Source organism: Micromonospora sp. NPDC005298 (assembly GCF_040607375.1).
Taxonomy (GTDB): Bacteria; Actinomycetota; Actinomycetes; order Mycobacteriales; family Micromonosporaceae; genus Micromonospora.
This window is the reverse complement of record NZ_JBEXGP010000025.1, coordinates 1-18,197: the sequence shown is the minus strand read 5'-3', so window position 1 is coordinate 18,197 and position 18,197 is coordinate 1. Positions and strand designations below refer to the sequence as shown.

The following is an 18,197-nucleotide window of genomic DNA, read 5'->3' as shown; positions in this document are numbered from 1 at the left end:
CGGTCAGCGGCGGCGGATGAGGCGGTGCCAGAGGCGGCGTAACGGGCTGCGGGGGCGGGGGAGTGCGGGGTGGGACGAGCTGTCGCCCAACAGTTCGGTGGCCAGGGCGACGGTGGCGGGGTCCAGGGTCGGGGCGGCCAGCGCCAGGTGCGCCAGCGAGACGGCGATCGGGACCGGCCTGACCCGGGCCACGGCGGCGACGTCGGCCAGCCGCTCGGCCACCACGCGCGCCACGTCCGCGCGCACCTCCGGGGCCACCCAGGCGGCGGTGACCAGGGCGAACAGCGCCGCCTCCGTCACCCAGTCCTCCACGCCCCAGACCAGGTCCAGCAGCACCCGGCGTCGCGTCGAGGTGTCCCACGGCTCGTCCGTGCGGTGGTGCAGCAGTCCCAGGCAGGCCCACACCTGCACGCCGCGTACCCAGACCGACGGGTCGTGGGCGGCCAGCAGCCGGCCCACCGCGTTGGCCGGTGCCGCCGGCGGGTGCACCAGCAGACCGAGCAGGTCCGCCAGATCGAGGCCGGCCAGGCCCACCGCCGCGTCGTACGCCGCCGGGGGATGCGGCCACGCCGGGTGGGCGACCTGCCCGATCCGCTCGACCGCCGCCGGCGAGGGCTCCGGCAGTACGGGAGTCGGGACGCTGTCCGCGTAGTCCCACAGCCGCTGGGCGGACGCCCGTCGCGGCTCGCGCGGGTCCGGCTCCGGCGCGCCGGTGATCTCGATCCGCAGCCCGGGTGCCGTCGAGGTGACCGTCCGTACGGCGCTCGGCGGTGCCGCCGCCGCCAACCGGACCGCGCTGCCGACGCCGTTGTCGTCGTCCGCCACCGCCCGGCGCATCGCGTCGATGAGCGGACCGCCGGCCGGTGTGAGCTGCCCGAGCCACGGTCGCCCCCGGCAGCACTGGGCCAGGTCGCCGTGCTCGTGGCTGTCGTCCGGGTGGTCCCGGACGAAGTCGGCGAGCGCGACGAGATGGGCCAGGTCTCCGTCGCGCAGGTGCCGCAGGCGGTGCGCGGTGTGCACCGCGCAGTCGAACGAGGGGTCCCGGGCCAGGGCCCGCTCGGTCCACTCCAGCGCCTCGTCGAGCCGGCCGGTCTCGGCCAGAGTGCCGGCGATGTCCGCGTAGACGGCCAGGTCGTCCGGGTCCAGCGCGACGGCCCGGTTGAGGGCCGCGAGGGCGTCGCGGGTGCGGCCCGCGCTGCGGTACGCGTACCCGAGCCAGACCTCGCCCATCTTCGACGGTTGGGCGCGTACGCCCCGGGCGGCCCACCGGATCGCCAGCGCGACCTCGCCGAGCCGGCGGGCCAGCGATGACGCCGCGCCCAGCAGGAGACCGTGTTCGGGGCGGACGGTGACCGCGTTGCGGGCCAGCGTGAGGTACGGCGCCAGGGGTGCCCGGCCGATCCGGGGCACCGGGTCGGGAAGCGCGGAGCAGATCTGCATGAGGATCCGGGCGATGTGGTCCGGGTCGAGCCGTTCGGGCAGGTCGGGTGCGGTCACCCAGGGCACGGCGGCCCATTCGGTGCCGGGGGCGTACCCGGTGGCGGCGGCCAGCAGTTCGAGCCCTTCGGCGGGACGGCCGGTGGCGGCGAGCAGGTGGGCCCGGGCGACGACCGCGCCGACGAAGGTGTGGTGGTTGATCGGGAAGAGGTCGAGCCCGCCGCCGCTGGCGGCGGCCAGCCGGGCCAGCGTCTCGTGCACCTCCGGCAGGGTGGGCGCCTGGGCCAGCGCGCCGGCGAGGTGGCCGGCGGCGTGGTGCAGGTCGCCCTCGTCCAGTGCCAGCCGGGCAAGGGCCAGCTCCTCCGTGGCGGAGAGCGCGGGGTCGTCCCTTCCCTCGGGCACGGTGTCCTCTCGTCGCAGCTACAGCGGATGGAGCGGGCCAACTGTAGTTGATATTGGGATGATTAGGTGATCAACTGCGCACTACTGCTCGTTCAATTGCTTAGCCGCTTCGAAAGGTGCAAGACTGAGCAGGAAACGCGCGGCAACCGCGCAGGAGGGGAGTGTCCGTGACACGTGCAGGGGCCGGAATGGCCGCCGACATCGACGAGCAGCCGGCCGGCTACGAGCGTCTGCTGTCCGCCGCCAACGCCCGGGAGATCGCCCGCGTCGCGGCGGTCGTGGCCGAACGCCGCCCGCGGCACGTGGTCTTCACCGCCCGCGGCACCTCCGACCACGCCGCCCTCTACGGGGCGTATCTCACCGAGATCCGGCTCGGCCTGCCCGCCGGGCTCGCCTCGCCCAGCGCGGTCACCCTCTTCGGCGCCCGCCCCGACCTCTCCGACGCGCTCGTCGTCGGGGTCAGCCAGAGCGGCGGCTCACCCGACCTGGCCGAGGTGCTGCGCACCGCCAGGGACTCGGGCGCGCTCACCCTCGCGGTGACCAACGCCCCCGACTCGCCGCTGGCCGGGGTGGCGGAACTCAGCATCGACATCGCCGCCGGGCACGAGCGGGCGGTGGCCGCCACCAAGACGTACACCGCCGAGCTGCTCGCCCTGCTGATGCTCGTGGAGGGCGTCCGGGCCGGCGACGGCGTGCTCCCGGCGGCCGAACGGGAGGCGCTCGCCGCGCTACCCGACCTGGCCGCCCGCACCCTCGCCGACGACACCCCGGCCCGGCTCGCGCCGCGCTACCGCTTCGCCCGGCAACTGGTCACCACCGGCCGGGGGTACGCGTACCCGACCGCCCGGGAGGCCGCGCTGAAGCTGATGGAGACGTCGTACCTGCCGGCGCTCGCCTTCTCCGGCGCCGACCTGCTGCACGGGCCGCTCGCGATGACCGATCCGGAGGTGCCGGTGCTCGCCGTGGTCGGCTCCGGCCCCGGCGGCCGGTCGATGGGGGAGGTGCTGCCCCGCCTCGGTGAACGCCGCGCCGACGTGGTGGTGGTGGGTTCCGCCGACGTGCCGGGTGCCACCCGGCTCGCCGTTCCCGAGGTCGACGAGCGGTACGCCCCGATGCTGGACATCCTGCCGTTGCAGCGCCTGGCGCTGTCGCTGGCGCTCACCCGGGGCGAGGATCCGGACGCGCCGCGCGGGCTGAAGAAGGTCACCGCGACGATGTGAGGCGTGGCGTGGCACCCTGGTCACCGTGTCCACGCTGCGCGACCTCGCCGAGGAGCACACCCATCTCCGTCCGGCCGACATCGACCACCTGCACCGGATCGCCGGCGACTGGCAGCTGCTCTCCGACCTGTCCTTCGCCGACCTGCTGCTCTGGGTGCCGGTCGACGCCGACGGCACGTTCCTCTGCGTCGCCCAGGTCCGCCCGACGACCGCCCCCACCGCGTACCAGGACGACCAGGTGGGGCGGATCGTCGGCGGGCCGGAGGTGGCGCACCTGGGGGTGGCGTACTCCCAGGGCCGGATCTGGCGCGAGGGCGACCCGGTCTGGTACGGCGACGTGCCGGCCCGGCACGAGGCGATCCCGGTCCGGCTGCGGACCGCCGAGGGCGAGGCCGGCGAGGTGATCGCCGTGGTGGGGCGGGACACCAACCTCTCCACCGCGCGTACCCCCAGCCAGCTGGAACTCAACTACCTGACCACCGCCGACGACCTGGCCCAGATGATCGCGGACGGCACCTTCCCGCCGCCCCGGCACCCGGGCGAGACCACCTCCGCGCCCCGGGTCGGTGACGGCCTCGTCCGGCTGGACGCCGGCGGCAAGGTCACCTACGCGAGCCCGAACGCGCAGTCCGCGTACCGCCGGTTGGGCTACGCCTCCCACCTCGTGGGCGAGGATCTGGCCGCACTGCACCGCAGGCTGGCCGGTGACCCGTTGGACGGCACCGAGGCGGCCAACGGCATCCTGGCCGCGCTGCGCGGTGAGGCGCCGCCCCGGCGGGAGATCGACGCGCGCGGCGCCACGATGCTCACCCGGGCGCTGCCGCTGATGCCCGCCGGGGTGCCGATCGGCGCGCTGGTCCTGGTCCGGGACATCACCGAGGTACGCCGCCGGGACCGGGCGCTGATCACGAAGGACGCCACCATCCGGGAGATCCACCACCGGGTGAAGAACAACCTCCAGACGGTGGCCGCCCTGCTGCGGTTGCAGGCCCGCCGGGTGTCCATGCCGGAGGCCCGCGTCGCGCTTGAGGAGTCGGTCCGTCGGGTCGCCTCGATCGCCCTGGTGCACGAGACGCTCTCCATGTCCAGCGACGAGGCTGTCGAGTTCGACGGCATCGTCGACCGGGTGGCGAGCGCGGCCACCGAGGTCGCGGCGACCGAGGTGAGCGTCGGCATGCGCCGGCGGGGCAGCTTCGGTGTGCTGCCGGCGGAGATCGCCACCTCGCTGGTGATGGTCCTCAACGAGTTGCTGCTCAACGCCGTCGAGCACGGCTTCCCGCCGTCGGACGAGGCGGACGAGCCGGCCGGGTCCGCCGCGTCGGGCGTGGTGCCGGCCGTCGTCCCCGAGACCGACCCGTCGGTGCGGCCGGAGGTGGTGGTCTCGGCGCACCGGTTCCGCAAGATGCTGCACGTCTCCGTCACCGACAACGGGCGTGGGCTGCCCCCGGACTTCGACGCCGAACGTGGCAGCCGACTCGGCCTCCAGATCGTCCGGGCACTGGTCACCGGGGAGCTGCGCGGCACCATCGAGCTGCGCGCGGGCGCCAACGGTGGCACCGAGGCGGTGCTCGTCGTCCCGCTGGCCCGCAACGCCCACGACGGCCGCTCGCAGCCCTGACCGCCGCACCCGGCGCTGGCGAGCGGTCGGGTCAGCGGTCGGGGCGGCTGGTCAGCAGGGCGACGGTCAGGCCGGGGCGCTGCCACACCTGCGTGACGGTGAAGTCCGTGCGGAGCGCGTCACCCTTCGCATCCGGCACGGCGGCCAGCGGCTCGGCGTGCCGGCCGGAGACGACGAGCCACACACGTGTCGTAGCGGCCAGGCACTGTGCCGGCTGGGGGCACTCGGCGGCCCACAGGTCGCCGCGGCGCACCTCGTCCTCGGTGACCAGCACGTCGCGTGGTGGGTCGCCGAGGTGGTACTCGATGCCGAGGTCGAGGAAGAGCCAGCTGTGCCGGGGCGAGTAGACCACCGCGTCCCCCGGTCGTTGACCGTCGGCGATCACCCGGGCCGCCCCGGCGTAGTCCACCGGCGCGCTGCGCGGCCACTCGTGGGTCCGTCGCAGCGCGGCCTGGTCGGGTAGGCCGAGCAGCCCGGCCAGGACCACCACGACGAGCGCGGCCGGCGCGGTGACGGCGGCCAGCGCCGCGCCCGCCAGCAGACACGCGAAGGGCACCACGAAGACCAGGTACCGGGGCACCCACAGTGGTACGACCGTGCCGGCGGCGAAGAGCAGCAGCACCGGCAGCAGCACCGCGCTCACCGGCAGCAGGGCGCGCCGCCCGAGCCGGGCCGCCCCCAGCGCGGCGACCCCGACCAGCAGGCCACCGACCACACTGCTCTGGGCGACGCCGCCGGGCAGCGCGGTCAGGTCGTCCAGCCGGGCCAGGTGGACCCAGTTCAACTGCCGGGACTGCTGGCTCCGAGCCTTGACCAGCAGCGGGCCGGCCAGCAGCGCGACCGGCACCACGGCGACCAGCCACCGCCACACCCGCCGGTCCCGCTCCGCGTCGAGATGCGCGGGGGTGGCGATGCCGGCCGCGGCCGGGCCACGCCACCAGGCGATGAGGACGACCAGCGTGTGGGCGGCTAGCAGGGTGAGCGCGATCAGGTGGATGAGCCCGAGAGCGGCGACGGCGGCGGCGTAACCGGCCCAACGGGCCCAGCTCGGTCGACGCAGCGCGGTCACCAGCAGCAGGGTGGCGAGCACGGCGAGCATGGTGGCCAGCGCGTACGGGCGAGCCTCCTGCCCGTAGCGGGAGGTCCCGGGGAGCACCGCGAACAGCAGCCCGGCGAGGAGGCCGCCACGTCTGTCGACGAGCCGCGCGCCGAGCACGGCGAGCAGCCCGGCGGCCACGGTCATCGCCACCACGGCCGGGATGCGCAGGGCGATCGTGGAGTCGCCGACGACAGTCGTCCAGACGTGCATCAGCAGGTAGTACGGCCCGGTGGCGGCGTCGATGGTGCCGGCCAGCCGGGCCAGGTCGCCGGGCGACCGGGTGGCCGCGCTCCACGTCGCCAGCTCGTCGCGCCAGAGTTGGGCGGAGCCCAGCCCGGTCAGGGTCACCGCCAGGGTCAACAGCGCCGGGGGGAGCCAGACCGGCAGGCGGCGCAGGCGCTCCCACGCCGCCCCGGCCGACCTCTCGGACAATTGCCCCACGGTCCGAGCCTGCCACGGCCACCCCCTCCGTGGGCGTCAGCTGGCGGCAGGCGGTGGACGCCAGGCGGGCATCACGTCGTTCGGTCGGGCGGTCTTCGCCGGATCACGCTCCACGAGCTCGTCCAGCACGGCGTCGATCCGGGCGATCAGCTCGTCGTCGAGCCGTACCGTGGCGGCCTTGGCCGTCTCGGCGAGCTGCTCGGGCCGCGAGGCGCCGACGATGGCGCTCGCCACGGTCGGGCGGCGCAGCACCCACGCCACCGCCAACTGGGCCATCGTGCAGCCGGCCGCCGCGGCGATCGGTCGGAGCTGGCGTACCCGGGTGAGCAGCAGCTCCGAGGAGTAGCGGGCGATGAACGAGCCACCGAAGCCGTCGGTGGCCCGGGAGCCGGCGGGCGGACGTCGGCCGGGCTCATACCGACCGGCCAGCACGCCCATCGCCAGTGGCGCCCAGGCGAGCTGGCCCAAGCCGAGGTCGGCGCAGGCGGGCGACACCTCGGCCTCCACCACCCGCCACAACATCGAGTACTGCGGCTGGTTGGCGATGAACGGGATGTGCAGCTCGGCGGCGAGCCGCAGGCCCGCGCGCAGCTGCGGGGCGGTCCACTCGGAGGCGCCGACGTAGAGCACCTTGCCCTCGCGGACCAGGTCGGCGAAGGCGAGCATCGTCTCCTCCAGCGGCACGCTGTCGTCGTACCGGTGCGCCTGATAGAGGTCGACGTAGTCGGTGCCCAGCCGGTTCAGCGAGGCGTGACACCCCTCGATGATGTGCTTGCGAGACAGCCCGGCGTCGTTGGCCCCCGGCCCGACCGGGAGGAACACCTTGGTGCACAACTCGATCGAGCTGCGCTGCATGCCGCTCAGCGCCTTGCCCAACGCCTCCTCGGCCCGCTCCTGGGCGTATCGGTCGGCGGTGTCGAACGTCGTGATGCCCGCGTCCAGGGCGGCGGCCACGCACGCGGCCGCCGCGTCGTCGTCGAGTTGGTTGCCGTGGGTTACCCAGTTGCCGTACGCGACCGCGCTGACGCGCAGGCCCGACCGGCCCAGTTGCCTGTACTCCATCCGAGAATCGTCGGGCCGCCTGGTGCTGTCGCCGAACCGTTCGAACGTGGTCGAATCCGTGGGTGATCGAGGTTCGGTTCTCACCCGACGACCTCAGCCGGGTCCGGTTCGTGCACTCGCCGCTGGCCGAGCTGGTGGCCAGCTCCTGGGCGTTACGCAAGCCGGAGAAGTACTGGATGCACCGCCCGTGGCGGGAACGCGCGGAGCGGCTGCTGCCGGACGCCGGCCTGGAACCACTGTTGGCGGTGCTCAGGTCGTCCAACGGTTACGTGCCGGATTTCCTCACCCCGATCGGAGTGGCACCGAACCTGGCCGCCGAGCTGCGGGCGGTCGCCAGCACCGACCCGTCCCGGATGCGCCGGCAACTGGAGCGGGCCGGCGCACCCCAGCTGGCCCCGGACGAGCTGGTCGCGCAGCTCCACCGGTACTTCACAGTGCTGATCGCGCCGGACTGGCCCCGGCTGAGGGCGCTCGCGCTGGCCGACATCCGGCGTCGGACGCTGCTCGCCGCCGAGCAGGGCGGGCGCACTCTGCTCCGCGAGCTGCACCCGTTGATCAGGTGGGACGGCGCGGCGCTGCGGGTCGCCGTCGGCACGATCCGCCCGGCCGGTCTGGACGGACGCCCGTGGACGCTGCTGCCCACCTCGTTCTCCGGACCGACGGTGCACGCGATCATGGAGGGCGACGCCGGGCCCGCCCTCTGCTATCCGCCGACCGGGCTGGGCGGGCTGTGGGATTCGCCGGGCCCAGCGCGGCGCTGGGCGCACTGCTCGGCGGTACCCGGGCGGCGGCGCTCTCCCTGCTCGACTCGCCGCTGAGCACCGGTGAGTTGGCCGCGCTGCTGGGTCTGGCGCCAGCGACCGCGTCGCACCACCTCACCACGCTGCGGGACAACGGCCTGATCGCCGGCGTACGGCAGGGGCGGGTGGTGCGTTATGCCCGAACTGTCCTTGGTGACCAGCTGGTCGGCTAACCCTCGGCCCGTGATGTGGGATCCCGCACGCGGACATTGGCCGGCCCCCATGGGGTGTGGCAGCATGGGCCACATGACCGCCGCAGTCGTCCGCCGCTTCGTGGCACGTCGCCACGTCGATTACGGCCGCGTGCGCAGCGCGATCTGTCCGGCCCACTGACGACGCCCGACCAATCTGTCTCGGGCGCGCTCCGCGCCGGCTGTCTCAGACACCGTTGTCCGCCCGCCTCGCCGGGCCGGCCGCCGCGCCCCGCGCGTGCCCCGAGGCACAGCAGACAACGGAGGACGCCGCGATGGCGGTCAGCAGCATCCCGGCCCGTTCCGAGGACCCGACGGCCCGCCCGGCCCGGGCACCGCGCCGGCCACGCGGCGAGGGTCAGTGGGCGCTCGGACACCGCGAGCCGCTCAACCCCAACGAGCGGATCAAGAAGGACGACGACCCGCTCAACGTCCGTGCCCGGATCGAGACCATCTACGCGCACCGCGGCTTCGCCTCCATCGACCCCCAGGATCTGCGCGGTCGGTTCCGCTGGTGGGGCCTCTACACCCAGCGCAAGGCGGGCATCGACGGCGGGCGTACGGCCGTGCTGGAGCCGCACGAGCTGGAGGACGAGTTCTTCATGCTCCGCGTCCGCATCGACGGCGGGCAGCTCAGCCTGGCCCAGCTGCGGGTGATCGCGGACATCTCCCGGGAGTTCGCCCGGGACACCGCCGACATCACCGACCGGCAGAACATCCAGTACCACTGGATCCGGGTCGAGGACATGCCGGAGATCTGGCGGCGGCTGGAGTCGGTCGGCCTCCAGACGACCGAGGCGTGCGGCGACTGCCCCCGGATCGTGCTGGGCAGCCCGGTTGCCGGGGTGGCCCGCGACGAGGTGCTCGACCCGACGCCGGCGATCGACGAGATCGTCGCCCGGTACGTCGGTGACAAGCAGTTCTCCAACCTGCCCCGCAAGTTCAAGACGTCGATCTCCTGGCTGGTGGACACCCCGTACGAGTCGAACGACATCGCCCTGCTCGGTGTCGAGCACCCCGAGCACGGCCCCGGCTTCGACGTCTGGGTCGGCGGTGGCCTCTCCACCAACCCGATGCTCGCCCAGCGGCTCGGCGTCTGGGTGCCGATGGCCGAGATCCCGGATGTGTGGGCCGGTGTCGTCGGGATCTTCCGCGACTACGGCTACCGCCGGCTGCGCAACCGGGCCCGGCTGAAGTTCCTGGTTGCCGACTGGGGCGTGGAGCGCTTCCGGGAGGTCCTGGAGAAGGAGTACCTGGGCCGGACGCTGCTCGACGGCCCGCCGGCCGAGCTGCCGGCGAAGCCGATCGACCACGTCGGCGTGCACGAGCAGGCCGACGGACGGAACTACGTGGGTGCCGCGCCGGTGGTCGGGCGGGTCTCCGGCGGGCAGCTCGCCCAACTCGCCGACGTGGTCGAGGCGCACGGCAGCGACCGGGTGCGGCTGACCCCGTACCAGAAGCTGCTGGTGCTCGACGTGCCGTCGGAGCGGACGGAGTCGCTCGTCGACGCGCTGCGCGGGATCGGCCTGGAGGCCCGGCCGTCGGCCTGGCGACGCGGCACCATGGCGTGCACCGGCATCGAGTACTGCAAGCTCGCCATCGTCGAGACGAAGGCCCGCGGCGAGGAACTGGTGGCCCGGCTGGAGCAGCGGCTGCGTGACTTCGACGCGGACATCTCGATCCACATCAACGGCTGCCCGAACGCGTGCGCCCGCACGCAGGTGGCCGACATCGGGCTCAAGGGCCAGCTGGTGGTCGGCCCGGACGGCCGCCAGGTGGAGGGCTTCCAGGTGCACCTCGGTGGCGGCCTGGGGATGGCGCAGGGGCAGACGGCCGGTTTCGGCCGCAAGCTGCGCGGCCTGAAGACCACCGCCGACGAGCTTCCGGAGTACGTGGAACGACTGGCCCGCCGCTACCTGGCCGGGCGGAGCGAGGGCGAGACGTTCGCCAACTGGGTGATCAGAGTCGACGAGGAGGAACTGCGGTGAGCAGCGAGAACCGAGCGGCACCTCTGTACTGCCCCTACTGCGGCGAGGAGGACCTGCGGCCGCACGAGGCGGGTCACGGCGCCTGGGAGTGCCACGCCTGCACCCGGGTCTTCTCGGTGAAGTTCACCGGGCTGCTGTCACGGGCGGTGACCCGATGAGCCTCGTCTCCGCCGCCGGCCTGGGCCTGGTCGGCCCGAATGGCCCGAAGCCGGCCGACCCGACCCGGCGCAGCCCCGACGAGCTGCGCACGCTGGCTGTGGAGGCCGGACGGGACCTGGAGGGCGCCCCGGCGCTGGAGATCGCCCGGTGGGCGGCGCAGACGTTCGGCGACCGGTTCTGCGTCACCAGCTCGATGGCCGACGCGGTGCTGGCGCACCTGGTGTCCCGGGTGGCCCCCGGGGTGGACGTGGTGTTCCTCGACACCGGGCTGCACTTCCCCGAGACGCTGCGGGTGCGCGACGAGGTGGCGCGGACGCTCCCGGTCAACGTCAGGTCGATCCGGCCGCGGCTCACCGTGGGCCAGCAGGACGGCGAGTACGGCCCGCGGCTGTTCAACAAGTCGCCGGACGACTGCTGCCAGTTGCGCAAGGTGGAACCGCTGGAGCGGGCGCTGTCCGGGTACGACGCGTGGGCCGCCGGTCTGCGTCGGGACGAGTCGCCGACCCGTGCCAACACGCCTGTGGTGACGTTCGACGCGCGGCGCGGCAGGGTCAAGGTCAACCCGATCGCGGCCTGGTCGCAGGGGGACGTGGACGCGTACATCGCCAGGTGGAACGTGCCGGTCAACGAGCTGTTCAAGCAGGGGTACGGCTCGATCGGCTGCTGGCCCTGCACCCGCCGGACGAAGGCTGGCGAGGACCCGCGGGCGGGCCGGTGGGCCATGTTCGAGAAGACCGAGTGCGGACTGCACGTCTGACCTCCCCGGAGTCGACCGGCCCCGACGCGGCCGGCGGGGCGTACCCGGTGGTGCTGGTGGCGCACGGCAGCCGCGATCCGCGTGCCGCCGAGGCCACCCGGGCGTTGGCCCGGGCGGTGTCGGCGGCCCGCCCCGGCGTCGACGTGCGGCCGAGTTGGCTGGACCACACCGAGCCGGGGCCGACCGAGGTGCTGCGCGCCCTGGCGGTCGCCGGTCACCGGCGGGCGGTGCTGGTGCCGCTGCTGCTGACCGCCGCGTACCACCGTCGGGTGGACATCCCGGCGGCCGTCGCCGCCGCCACGGCGTCCGGGCCACCGATTGAGGTACGGGTCACCGACGTGCTCGGCCCGGCGGACGGGTCGGTGGATCCGGTGCTGCTGGCCGGGTTGCGCCGTCGCCTCGGTGAGGTGTGCCCGGGTCGTTTCGACGCGCTGGTGCTGGCCGCCGCAGGCACCCGGGACGCGCGGGCGCGTGGCTCGGTGGGCCGGGTGGCGGACGCGCTGGGCGCCGAGTTCGAGGTGCCCTGCCGCGTGTCGTACGCCTCCGCTGCCCCGCCGCTGACCGGGGTGGCGGTGTCCCGATTGCGGGCGGCCGGTGCCCGTCGGGTGGCGGTGGCCGGTTATTTCCTGGCGCCGGGTCTGTTCCACGATGCGGTGGCCGAGTCGGCTCGGGCGGCTGGCGCGGTGGCGGTGTCCGCCCCGTTGACCGACGCGCCGGAGATGGCCGATCTGGTGCTGCGGCGGGTGGACGGCCGGTCCGGCCGCGTCGTGGCGCCGACGGGGTGATTCCGGCCCGTCATCGGCGGGTCGAATTCGTCTGCGGACAGCGGAACGCCCCGGTGGGCGGACCCACCGGGGCGTGCAGCTGTGTCGTTGGGATCAGGCGGAGTGAGCGCGCAGCACCCGGAGGCCGCCGCGCCGCTTCACAGCGCGCCGTTCCTCTTCGCTCATCCCGCCCCAGACGCCGGCGTCCTGACCCGACTCGAGCGCCCACTGCAGGCACTGGTCGGTCACGGAGCAGCGCCTGCAGACGGCCTTGGCCTGCTCGACCTGCAGGAGAGCCGGTCCGGACGTCCCGATAGGGAAGAACAGCTCCGGGTCCTCGTCGCGGCAGACAGCATGGTGACGCCAGTCCATGGCGGCAACACTCCTCATTCTGGATGGGTGGCAATTATTGCGTGGTCGTGCTTTTCCTATATGCATCCGCAATGCCGACGGTGACAGTTCGCGTCCATCCATTCGGCAGTGCGTGAGCAGGCAGTTAGCTCCGGGGACCTGCTGGAACAGCTCAACCTGACGAGCATATCCAGGCAATGTCCCGGTAACTCAAGTTCGCTTGTGAATACTTTCACGAACATTGGCGATGTCAAGGGTGACGCTCGGAAAAACTCCGGGCGGTGAGCAAGCCCACAACCCATTTGTCCGGGTTCAGGTGCGTTCCCGGTTACCCGCCGTGCCACAGCCGAGGATCAATATAGTACAGTCCGCGTGACATTGCTGACATTTCCGGCACCTGCCCCTCGGTGTGGCGACGCCGTCGCCGATGCGGTGTGGCGCCGCGTCGACCTACTGCAGTACCCGAGACCTAGCAGATTACTCTCAGTGCGGCGGGAACGGATGTGAATCTGACTTTTTCCCGCTCGCCAAGATAGTCGCCGTCCAGCTGGAACGCCTGCGGACGGGCGGAGACCAGGGTGAACTCCGCTGTGTCATGGAGACGTAACACCTGACGGCCTCGAGGATCGGGGCGCCGGGACAGGAACTGCGTCACTGTCCGTGTTGTGCTAGCCACCCGGAGCTGACGCAATGCCAGCACATCCAACCCGAGGTCGAACGACGCCTCCGGATTCGGGTTGACCTCCCGGTCGCCCAGATAGGTCCACGGCGCCGTGTTCTGGATGATGACGGTGCCCAGCTCGCCCTCCGGCGCCTCACCCGGGCGCTCCAACGTGATCGCGGGATGCCGCCGGTCCGAGGCGAGGAAGTACTGGTTCATGATCGAGCGCAGGTAGAGCCCCGGCGTCGAGACACGCCCCCGCCGGCGGGCCTGCTCCACCCGGTGGATGACCGCCGCGTCCAGGCCGAACCCGGCGCAGAACGTGAAGTAGCGGTCGTCCGCCAGGCCCAGCCCGACCGTCCGGTGCCGGCCCAGCCGGAGCCCCTCCAGGATCATGCTGGTCGCCTCCGGCCAGTCCCGGGGCAGACCCACGGCGCGGGCGAAGACGTTCGTCGAGCCACCGGGGACGGTCGCCAGCGCGGGAAGCCGGTCCGCCATCGCCGCACCCGCCGCGCCGGCCGGCGGTTCGGCCGCCATCAGGCCGTTCACCACCTCGTTCACCGTGCCGTCGCCACCCAGGGTGACGACGAGGTCGACCCCCTCCACGGCGGCCTCCCGGGCCAGCGCCATGGCGTGCCCGCGTCGGCGGGTGTAGCGCACACTCAGATCGACTTCACTGCGCAGCGCCCGGACGAGCACGTCCCGGCTGCGTTCGCTGGTGGTGGTGGCCTTCGGATTGACCACCAGGACGGCCCGCATGGGCGGCACTGTACCTCCCGGTAGCCCGGGTATCGTGGCGCGCGTGACCATCGACTCGGCCCCGATTCCCGTCACGCTCCGCTGGGCGGTCCGGCTGCTGTGGGCGGAGGCGGCCGTCGTCGGGCTGATCGCCGCCTGGCTGATCTGGGCCGACCTCACGGCCACCACCACCGACCTGCTGTCGGCGGTGCTGGTGACGGTGTTCGCCATCGGTGCGGCGGTCGCGCTCTGGGCTCTGGGCCGGGCGCTGCTGCGCCGCCAGGCCGGTGCGCGTGCGCCCGCCATCGTGCTCCAGCTGATGCTGCTGCCGATCGGCTGGTTCATGATCCAGGGCGGGTTGGGGTGGCTGGGTGTGCCGCTGATGGCACTCGGCCTGGGCGTGGCGTGGCTGCTGGTCAGCCCGCCGACGACCCGGGCTCTCGGCTTCGAGTGACCGCTCGACCCGGCGGGGTCGGTCAGAAGCCGCCCGAGCGGCGGGTCAGCAGCGAAATCGTGGCCCGGCCGTCGGTGGCCGTGGCGGACGCCGACGTGGTCAGCGCGGTGAGCACCTTCCAGGCGAAGGACGACTCGGCGGGCAGGGTGGCGCCCCGTACGGTCGGCACGGTCACCTCGACGGTCAGCGCGTCCTCGGTGACCGCGAAGCGGCACTCCAACTCGGCGTCGCGGGTGGCGATGGCGAGCAGCATCGCGCACGCCTCGTCGACCGCGATCCGCAGATCCTCGATCTCGTCGAGTGCGAACTGCAGCCGGGCCGCGAGGCCGGCGGTAGCGGTACGGAGCACGCCGAGGTAGCCGCCGTCGGCGGGCACCGTGAGGTGCACCACATCGTCGTCGGTCGCTGGCTGGCCGGTCAGTTGAGTCACGCCTCATCCCCCCGGTCGGGGACTCTACCCGGTCGGTCGCCGGAGCGCGTGTCGGCGGCCGTGGCCTGACCGGCCGACCCGAAAGCGACCCCTCGGCGGCGGTGAAACGACGACGGCCGGCACGTCCTCGGGACGTACCGGCCGGAGCGTCGGGATGACCGCGGTGGTCACGCCTTCTTGGTCTCCCAGAAGATCTTCGAGATCTCGTCGATCTTCGCGAGGAGCTTGTCGGCGGTGGCCGGGTCGAGGCTGCCCTTGACGCCACCGGCGCCGGCGAGCTTGGTGGCCTCGTTGAACAGGGTGTGCAGGTTCGGGTACTTCTCGAAGTGCGGCGCCTTGAAGTAGTCGGTCCAGAGCACCCACAGGTGGTGCTTGACCAGCTCGGCGCGCTGCTCCTTGATGATGATCGCCCGGGTGCGGAACTCCGGGTCGGTGTTCGCCTGGTACTTCTCGCAGATCATTTTGACCGATTCGGCCTCGATCCGGGCCTGGGCCGGGTCGTAGACGCCGCACGGCAGGTCGCAGTGAGCGCTCGCGGTGACGCGGGGCGCAAGGATGCGGGGAAGTCGCATCGGGATCCTCCATGGGAAGTTTGCGATGATCAAAGGCGACATTACTCCTGGGAATGCTCCCCGGACGGGGTGGAGGTGAAACCAGTGCACGCCGACCACCCGGCCGAGGCGCCGCACCTGCGCGGTCCGCTGACGGCCGTGTCGGTGGCCGGTCCATCCATGGCACCGACCCTGCGACACGGCGACGCGCTGCTGGTCCGTACGGGTGGACGCCCGATCCGACCCGGTGACGTGGTGGTCGCCGTGTTCCGCACGCGCCCGGAGTTGCTGGTGGTGAAGCGGGCGGTCCGGCCGCAGGACGGCGGCTGGTGGCTGCGCGGGGACAACGACCTCGTCACCGACGACTCCCGGGCGTACGGGGTGGCCGACGTGCGGGGCAGGGTCGTGGCGCGCTACTGGCCGCGCCCCGGACGGGTACCCCGCCTCCCGTTATGACCCTGCTCACATCCGAGCGGGGGTGACGACACTATGCTCGGAAAGTGCCCGGGTGACCCCCCGCACCGCGTGCCACCGCTCGCCGCCCACCTCGCGGCGAGGCCCGGCCGCCCCGTCTGCTCGACAGATCCTGGAGTCACCGCCATGTCTTCGTCCACCGTGGACCCCGCTGATCCCGTCTTCCAGCTGCACGTCGGCGGCAAGATGGCCGTCGCCTCGACGGTGCCGCTGACCAGCCGGGAGGACCTCTCCCTGGCGTACACCCCGGGGGTTGCCCGGGTGTGTGAGGCGATCGCCGCCAACCCCGAGCTGGCCGACGACTACACCTGGGCGGCGCACGCCGTCGCGGTGGTCACCGACGGTTCGGCGGTGCTCGGGCTCGGCAACATCGGCCCGCGAGCCGCGCTGCCGGTGATGGAGGGCAAGGCGGTGCTGTTCAAGCAGTTCGCCGGCGTGGACGCCGTGCCGGTCTGCCTGGACACCCAGGACGTGGACGAGATCGTCGCGGTGGTGCGGGCGCTGGCGCCCTCGTTCGGCGGGATCAACCTGGAGGACATCAGCGCGCCACGCTGCTTCGAGGTGGAGCGTCGGCTCGACGAGGCGTTGGACATCCCGGTCTTCCACGACGACCAGCACGGCACCGCCATCGTGGTGCTGGCCGCGCTGCGCAACGCCGCCACCCTGCTCAACCGCAAGCTCGGTGACCTGCGGGTCACCGTGAGCGGCGCGGGCGCGGCCGGGGTGGCCGTGACGAAGATGCTGGTCGCCGGCGGCGTCAACCCCGACCAGGTGGTCGTCTGCGACTCCAAGGGGATCATCGGCCGGCACCGCACCGAACTGACCGGCACCAAGGCCGAGCTGGCGGCCACAACGAACGCCGACGGCCGCCAGGGCGACATCACCGAGGCGCTGCGCGGCGCGGACGTGCTGATCGGCGTCTCCGGCGGGCAGATCCCGGAGGCCGCCGTCGCCGCGATGGCGCCCGGCGGGATCGTGTTCGCGCTGGCCAACCCGACCCCGGAGGTGCACCCGGAGGTGGCCGCCCGGCACGTCGCGGTGGTCGCCACCGGGCGCAGCGACTACCCCAACCAGATCAACAACGTGCTGGCGTTTCCCGGCGTCTTCCGGGGTGCGTTGGACGCCCGCGCCACCCGGATCACCGAGGGGATGAAGGTCGCCGCGGCGGACGCCATCGCCGGTGTGGTGGCCGAGTCGCTGACCGCCGAAGCGATCGTCCCGTCGCCGCTCGACCCTCGTGTCGCCCCGGCCGTCGCCGAGGCGGTCGCCGAGGCCGCCCGCCGCGACGGAGTCGCCCGCCGGTAAGGAAGGGCACCTTATTAACGCCTGGTGCATAAGAAGGTGCCCTTCCTTACATCTCGCGCCTTCTTAACGAGCGCTCAGCTTGTTACCGTGCCGATCATGCGTGCTGCCTTCGCCTCCCGTCTCGACGACACCGACCCCCTCGCCGCGCTGACGGTCGGTGAGCGGCCCGAGCCGACCCACCCCGAAGACGACTGGGTGACGGTGCAGGTCAGGGCCACCTCGCTCAACCACCACGACCTCTGGTCCCTGCGCGGGGTCGGGCTCACCGAGGCCCAACTGCCGATGATCCTCGGCTGCGACGCGGTCGGCGTGGACCCTGACGGCAACGAGGTGGTCGTGTACCCGGTGGTGGTCACCCCAGGTGACCCACGCGGAGTGTCGATCCTCTCCGAGCACTACGCCGGAACGCTCGCCGAGCGGGTGGCCGTACCCCGGTCGAACCTCATCCCGCTGCCCGACGGCCTGGCGGCGACCGACGCGGCGTGCCTGCCCACGGCCTGGCTCACCGCGTGGCGGATGCTGACCACCAAGGGCCGCGCCGAGGACGCCGACAGCGTGCTCGTGCAGGGCGCGGGCGGTGGCGTCGCCACCGCGGCCGTCGCGCTCGCCGTCGCCATGGGCAAGCGGGTGTACGCGACCAGCCGCGACGCCGCGAAGCGGGAACGGATCGCCGCGCTCGGCGCCACCGCCGTGGAACCCGGTGCCCGGCTGCCGGAACGGGTCGACGTGGTGATCGAGACGGTCGGCGCGGCGACCTTCGACCACTCGCTGAAGTCGGCCGCGCCGATGGCCCGGATCGTGGTCTCCGGCGCCACCGCCGGGCACGAACCGACGGTCAACCTGCGTCGGGTCTTCGCGATGCAGTTGGAGATCCTGGGCACCTCGATGGGCACCCCGGGCGAGCTGTACGAGCTGCTGGCGTTCTGCGCCGACAACTCGGTGCGGCCCGTGGTCGACACCGTGGTCCCGTTCAGCCAGGTCGAGAAGGCCTTCGCCCGCCTGCACTCCGGCGACGCCTTCGGCAAGATCGTCATCGACCACATGGCCTGACGCGCACCGCACGCCGCGCCGCCGGGCGCCGCGCCGCCGCGCACCGCGCGCCGTGCGTCGGCCTCGTCGGCCGCAAGATCGCACAACTTCATGGAAATAGTGGTCTCCGCGGCCTGGGAGGCCACCATTTCCTGGTTCGTGCGCGATCTTGACCGCGCGGAGCACGCGGACCGCGCGGAGCACGCGGACCGCGCGGAGCACGCGGACCGCGCGGAGCACGCGGACCGCGCGGAGCACGCGGACCG

The 18,197-nt window shown here is 73.0% G+C and carries 19 protein-coding genes; 12 read left to right on the top strand and 7 right to left on the bottom strand.

Features of this window, described 5'->3' with window-relative positions; genetic code table 11:
* Positions 1–3 precede the first annotated feature (3 nt).
* Entirely contained in the window at positions 4–1,839 is a 1,836-nt protein-coding gene (locus ABZS77_RS25475; protein ID WP_354827601.1) for a tetratricopeptide repeat protein, read from the bottom strand.
* Positions 1,840–2,027: 188 nt separating this feature from the next.
* Here ABZS77_RS25475 and ABZS77_RS25470 point away from each other — a divergent pair, with 188 nt between their 5' ends.
* Together ABZS77_RS25470 and ABZS77_RS25465 are read left to right on the top strand one after the other, a co-directional pair.
* Positions 2,028–3,059: an SIS domain-containing protein gene (locus ABZS77_RS25470; RefSeq protein ID WP_354827741.1), complete on the top strand. Its 1,032-nt coding sequence runs from the start codon at positions 2,028–2,030 to the stop codon at positions 3,057–3,059.
* 25 nt (positions 3,060–3,084) lie between these two features.
* On the top strand, positions 3,085–4,677 hold the full coding sequence (locus ABZS77_RS25465; RefSeq protein ID WP_354827598.1) for a histidine kinase N-terminal domain-containing protein: 1,593 nt from the start codon (positions 3,085–3,087) through the stop codon (positions 4,675–4,677).
* A 31-nt stretch (positions 4,678–4,708) separates the two neighbouring features.
* Here ABZS77_RS25465 and ABZS77_RS25460 read toward each other — a convergent pair whose 3' ends face one another.
* Complete coding sequence (locus tag ABZS77_RS25460; RefSeq protein ID WP_354827596.1) at positions 4,709–6,217, bottom strand: glycosyltransferase family 39 protein; 1,509 nt, start codon at positions 6,215–6,217, stop codon at positions 4,709–4,711.
* A 36-nt stretch (positions 6,218–6,253) separates the two neighbouring features.
* Positions 6,254–7,279, bottom strand: coding sequence for an aldo/keto reductase family protein (locus ABZS77_RS25455; RefSeq protein ID WP_354827592.1), 1,026 nt, complete (start codon positions 7,277–7,279; stop codon positions 6,254–6,256).
* A gap of 62 nt (positions 7,280–7,341) precedes the next feature.
* Between ABZS77_RS25455 and ABZS77_RS25450 the strand changes: the two genes are divergently transcribed.
* The 6 genes from ABZS77_RS25450 (at position 7,342) to ABZS77_RS25425 (ending at position 11,959) form a co-directional block, all read left to right on the top strand.
* Positions 7,342–8,097, top strand: coding sequence for a hypothetical protein (locus ABZS77_RS25450; protein ID WP_354827590.1), 756 nt, complete (start codon positions 7,342–7,344; stop codon positions 8,095–8,097).
* Complete coding sequence (locus tag ABZS77_RS25445; RefSeq protein ID WP_354827587.1) at positions 8,010–8,252, top strand: helix-turn-helix transcriptional regulator; 243 nt, start codon at positions 8,010–8,012, stop codon at positions 8,250–8,252. The genes ABZS77_RS25450 and ABZS77_RS25445 overlap by 88 nt, the downstream gene beginning before the upstream one ends.
* Before the next feature lie 293 nt (positions 8,253–8,545).
* Positions 8,546–10,258 (top strand): nitrite/sulfite reductase, encoded by a 1,713-nt coding sequence (locus tag ABZS77_RS25440; RefSeq protein ID WP_354827584.1) that lies wholly within the window; start codon positions 8,546–8,548, stop codon positions 10,256–10,258.
* The gene (locus ABZS77_RS25435) at positions 10,255–10,416 is read left to right on the top strand and encodes a hypothetical protein (protein ID WP_167393614.1); all 162 of its coding nucleotides are present in this window, start codon (positions 10,255–10,257) and stop codon (positions 10,414–10,416) included. Before ABZS77_RS25440 ends, ABZS77_RS25435 begins: the two co-directional genes overlap by 4 nt.
* Positions 10,413–11,174, top strand: coding sequence for a phosphoadenylyl-sulfate reductase (locus ABZS77_RS25430; protein WP_354827581.1), 762 nt, complete (start codon positions 10,413–10,415; stop codon positions 11,172–11,174). Before ABZS77_RS25435 ends, ABZS77_RS25430 begins: the two co-directional genes overlap by 4 nt.
* The gene (locus ABZS77_RS25425) at positions 11,171–11,959 is read left to right on the top strand and encodes a CbiX/SirB N-terminal domain-containing protein (RefSeq protein ID WP_354827738.1); all 789 of its coding nucleotides are present in this window, start codon (positions 11,171–11,173) and stop codon (positions 11,957–11,959) included. Before ABZS77_RS25430 ends, ABZS77_RS25425 begins: the two co-directional genes overlap by 4 nt.
* Positions 11,960–12,052: 93 nt before the next feature.
* On the opposite strand, the gene ABZS77_RS25420 is transcribed toward ABZS77_RS25425, so the two are convergent.
* On the bottom strand, positions 12,053–12,310 hold the full coding sequence (locus ABZS77_RS25420) for a WhiB family transcriptional regulator (RefSeq protein ID WP_007072794.1): 258 nt from the start codon (positions 12,308–12,310) through the stop codon (positions 12,053–12,055).
* Between the two features lie 448 nt (positions 12,311–12,758).
* The gene (locus ABZS77_RS25415) at positions 12,759–13,709 is read right to left on the bottom strand and encodes a diacylglycerol kinase family protein (RefSeq protein ID WP_354827578.1); all 951 of its coding nucleotides are present in this window, start codon (positions 13,707–13,709) and stop codon (positions 12,759–12,761) included.
* A gap of 43 nt (positions 13,710–13,752) precedes the next feature.
* Between ABZS77_RS25415 and ABZS77_RS25410 the strand changes: the two genes are divergently transcribed.
* Positions 13,753–14,142: a hypothetical protein gene (locus ABZS77_RS25410; RefSeq protein WP_354827575.1), complete on the top strand. Its 390-nt coding sequence runs from the start codon at positions 13,753–13,755 to the stop codon at positions 14,140–14,142.
* Positions 14,143–14,164: 22 nt separating this feature from the next.
* Here ABZS77_RS25410 and ABZS77_RS25405 read toward each other — a convergent pair whose 3' ends face one another.
* Both ABZS77_RS25405 and sodN read right to left on the bottom strand, forming a co-directional pair.
* Positions 14,165–14,572 (bottom strand): ATP-binding protein, encoded by a 408-nt coding sequence (locus ABZS77_RS25405; protein ID WP_354827572.1) that lies wholly within the window; start codon positions 14,570–14,572, stop codon positions 14,165–14,167.
* Between the two features lie 167 nt (positions 14,573–14,739).
* The gene (gene sodN, locus ABZS77_RS25400) at positions 14,740–15,144 is read right to left on the bottom strand and encodes a superoxide dismutase, Ni (protein ID WP_334630723.1); all 405 of its coding nucleotides are present in this window, start codon (positions 15,142–15,144) and stop codon (positions 14,740–14,742) included.
* Between the two features lie 84 nt (positions 15,145–15,228).
* Between sodN and ABZS77_RS25395 the strand changes: the two genes are divergently transcribed.
* The 3 genes from ABZS77_RS25395 to ABZS77_RS25385 all read left to right on the top strand — a co-directional run bounded on the left by ABZS77_RS25395 (position 15,229) and on the right by ABZS77_RS25385 (position 17,952).
* A complete protein-coding gene (locus tag ABZS77_RS25395) occupies positions 15,229–15,579 on the top strand; it encodes a S24/S26 family peptidase (protein WP_354827736.1) in 351 nt (116 codons plus the stop codon).
* 144 nt (positions 15,580–15,723) lie between these two features.
* Positions 15,724–16,902, top strand: a complete 1,179-nt coding sequence (locus tag ABZS77_RS25390; protein ID WP_354827569.1) for an NADP-dependent malic enzyme — start codon at positions 15,724–15,726, stop codon at positions 16,900–16,902.
* A gap of 87 nt (positions 16,903–16,989) precedes the next feature.
* Complete coding sequence (locus ABZS77_RS25385) at positions 16,990–17,952, top strand: zinc-binding dehydrogenase (RefSeq protein ID WP_354827566.1); 963 nt, start codon at positions 16,990–16,992, stop codon at positions 17,950–17,952.
* Positions 17,953–18,197 lie beyond the last annotated feature (245 nt).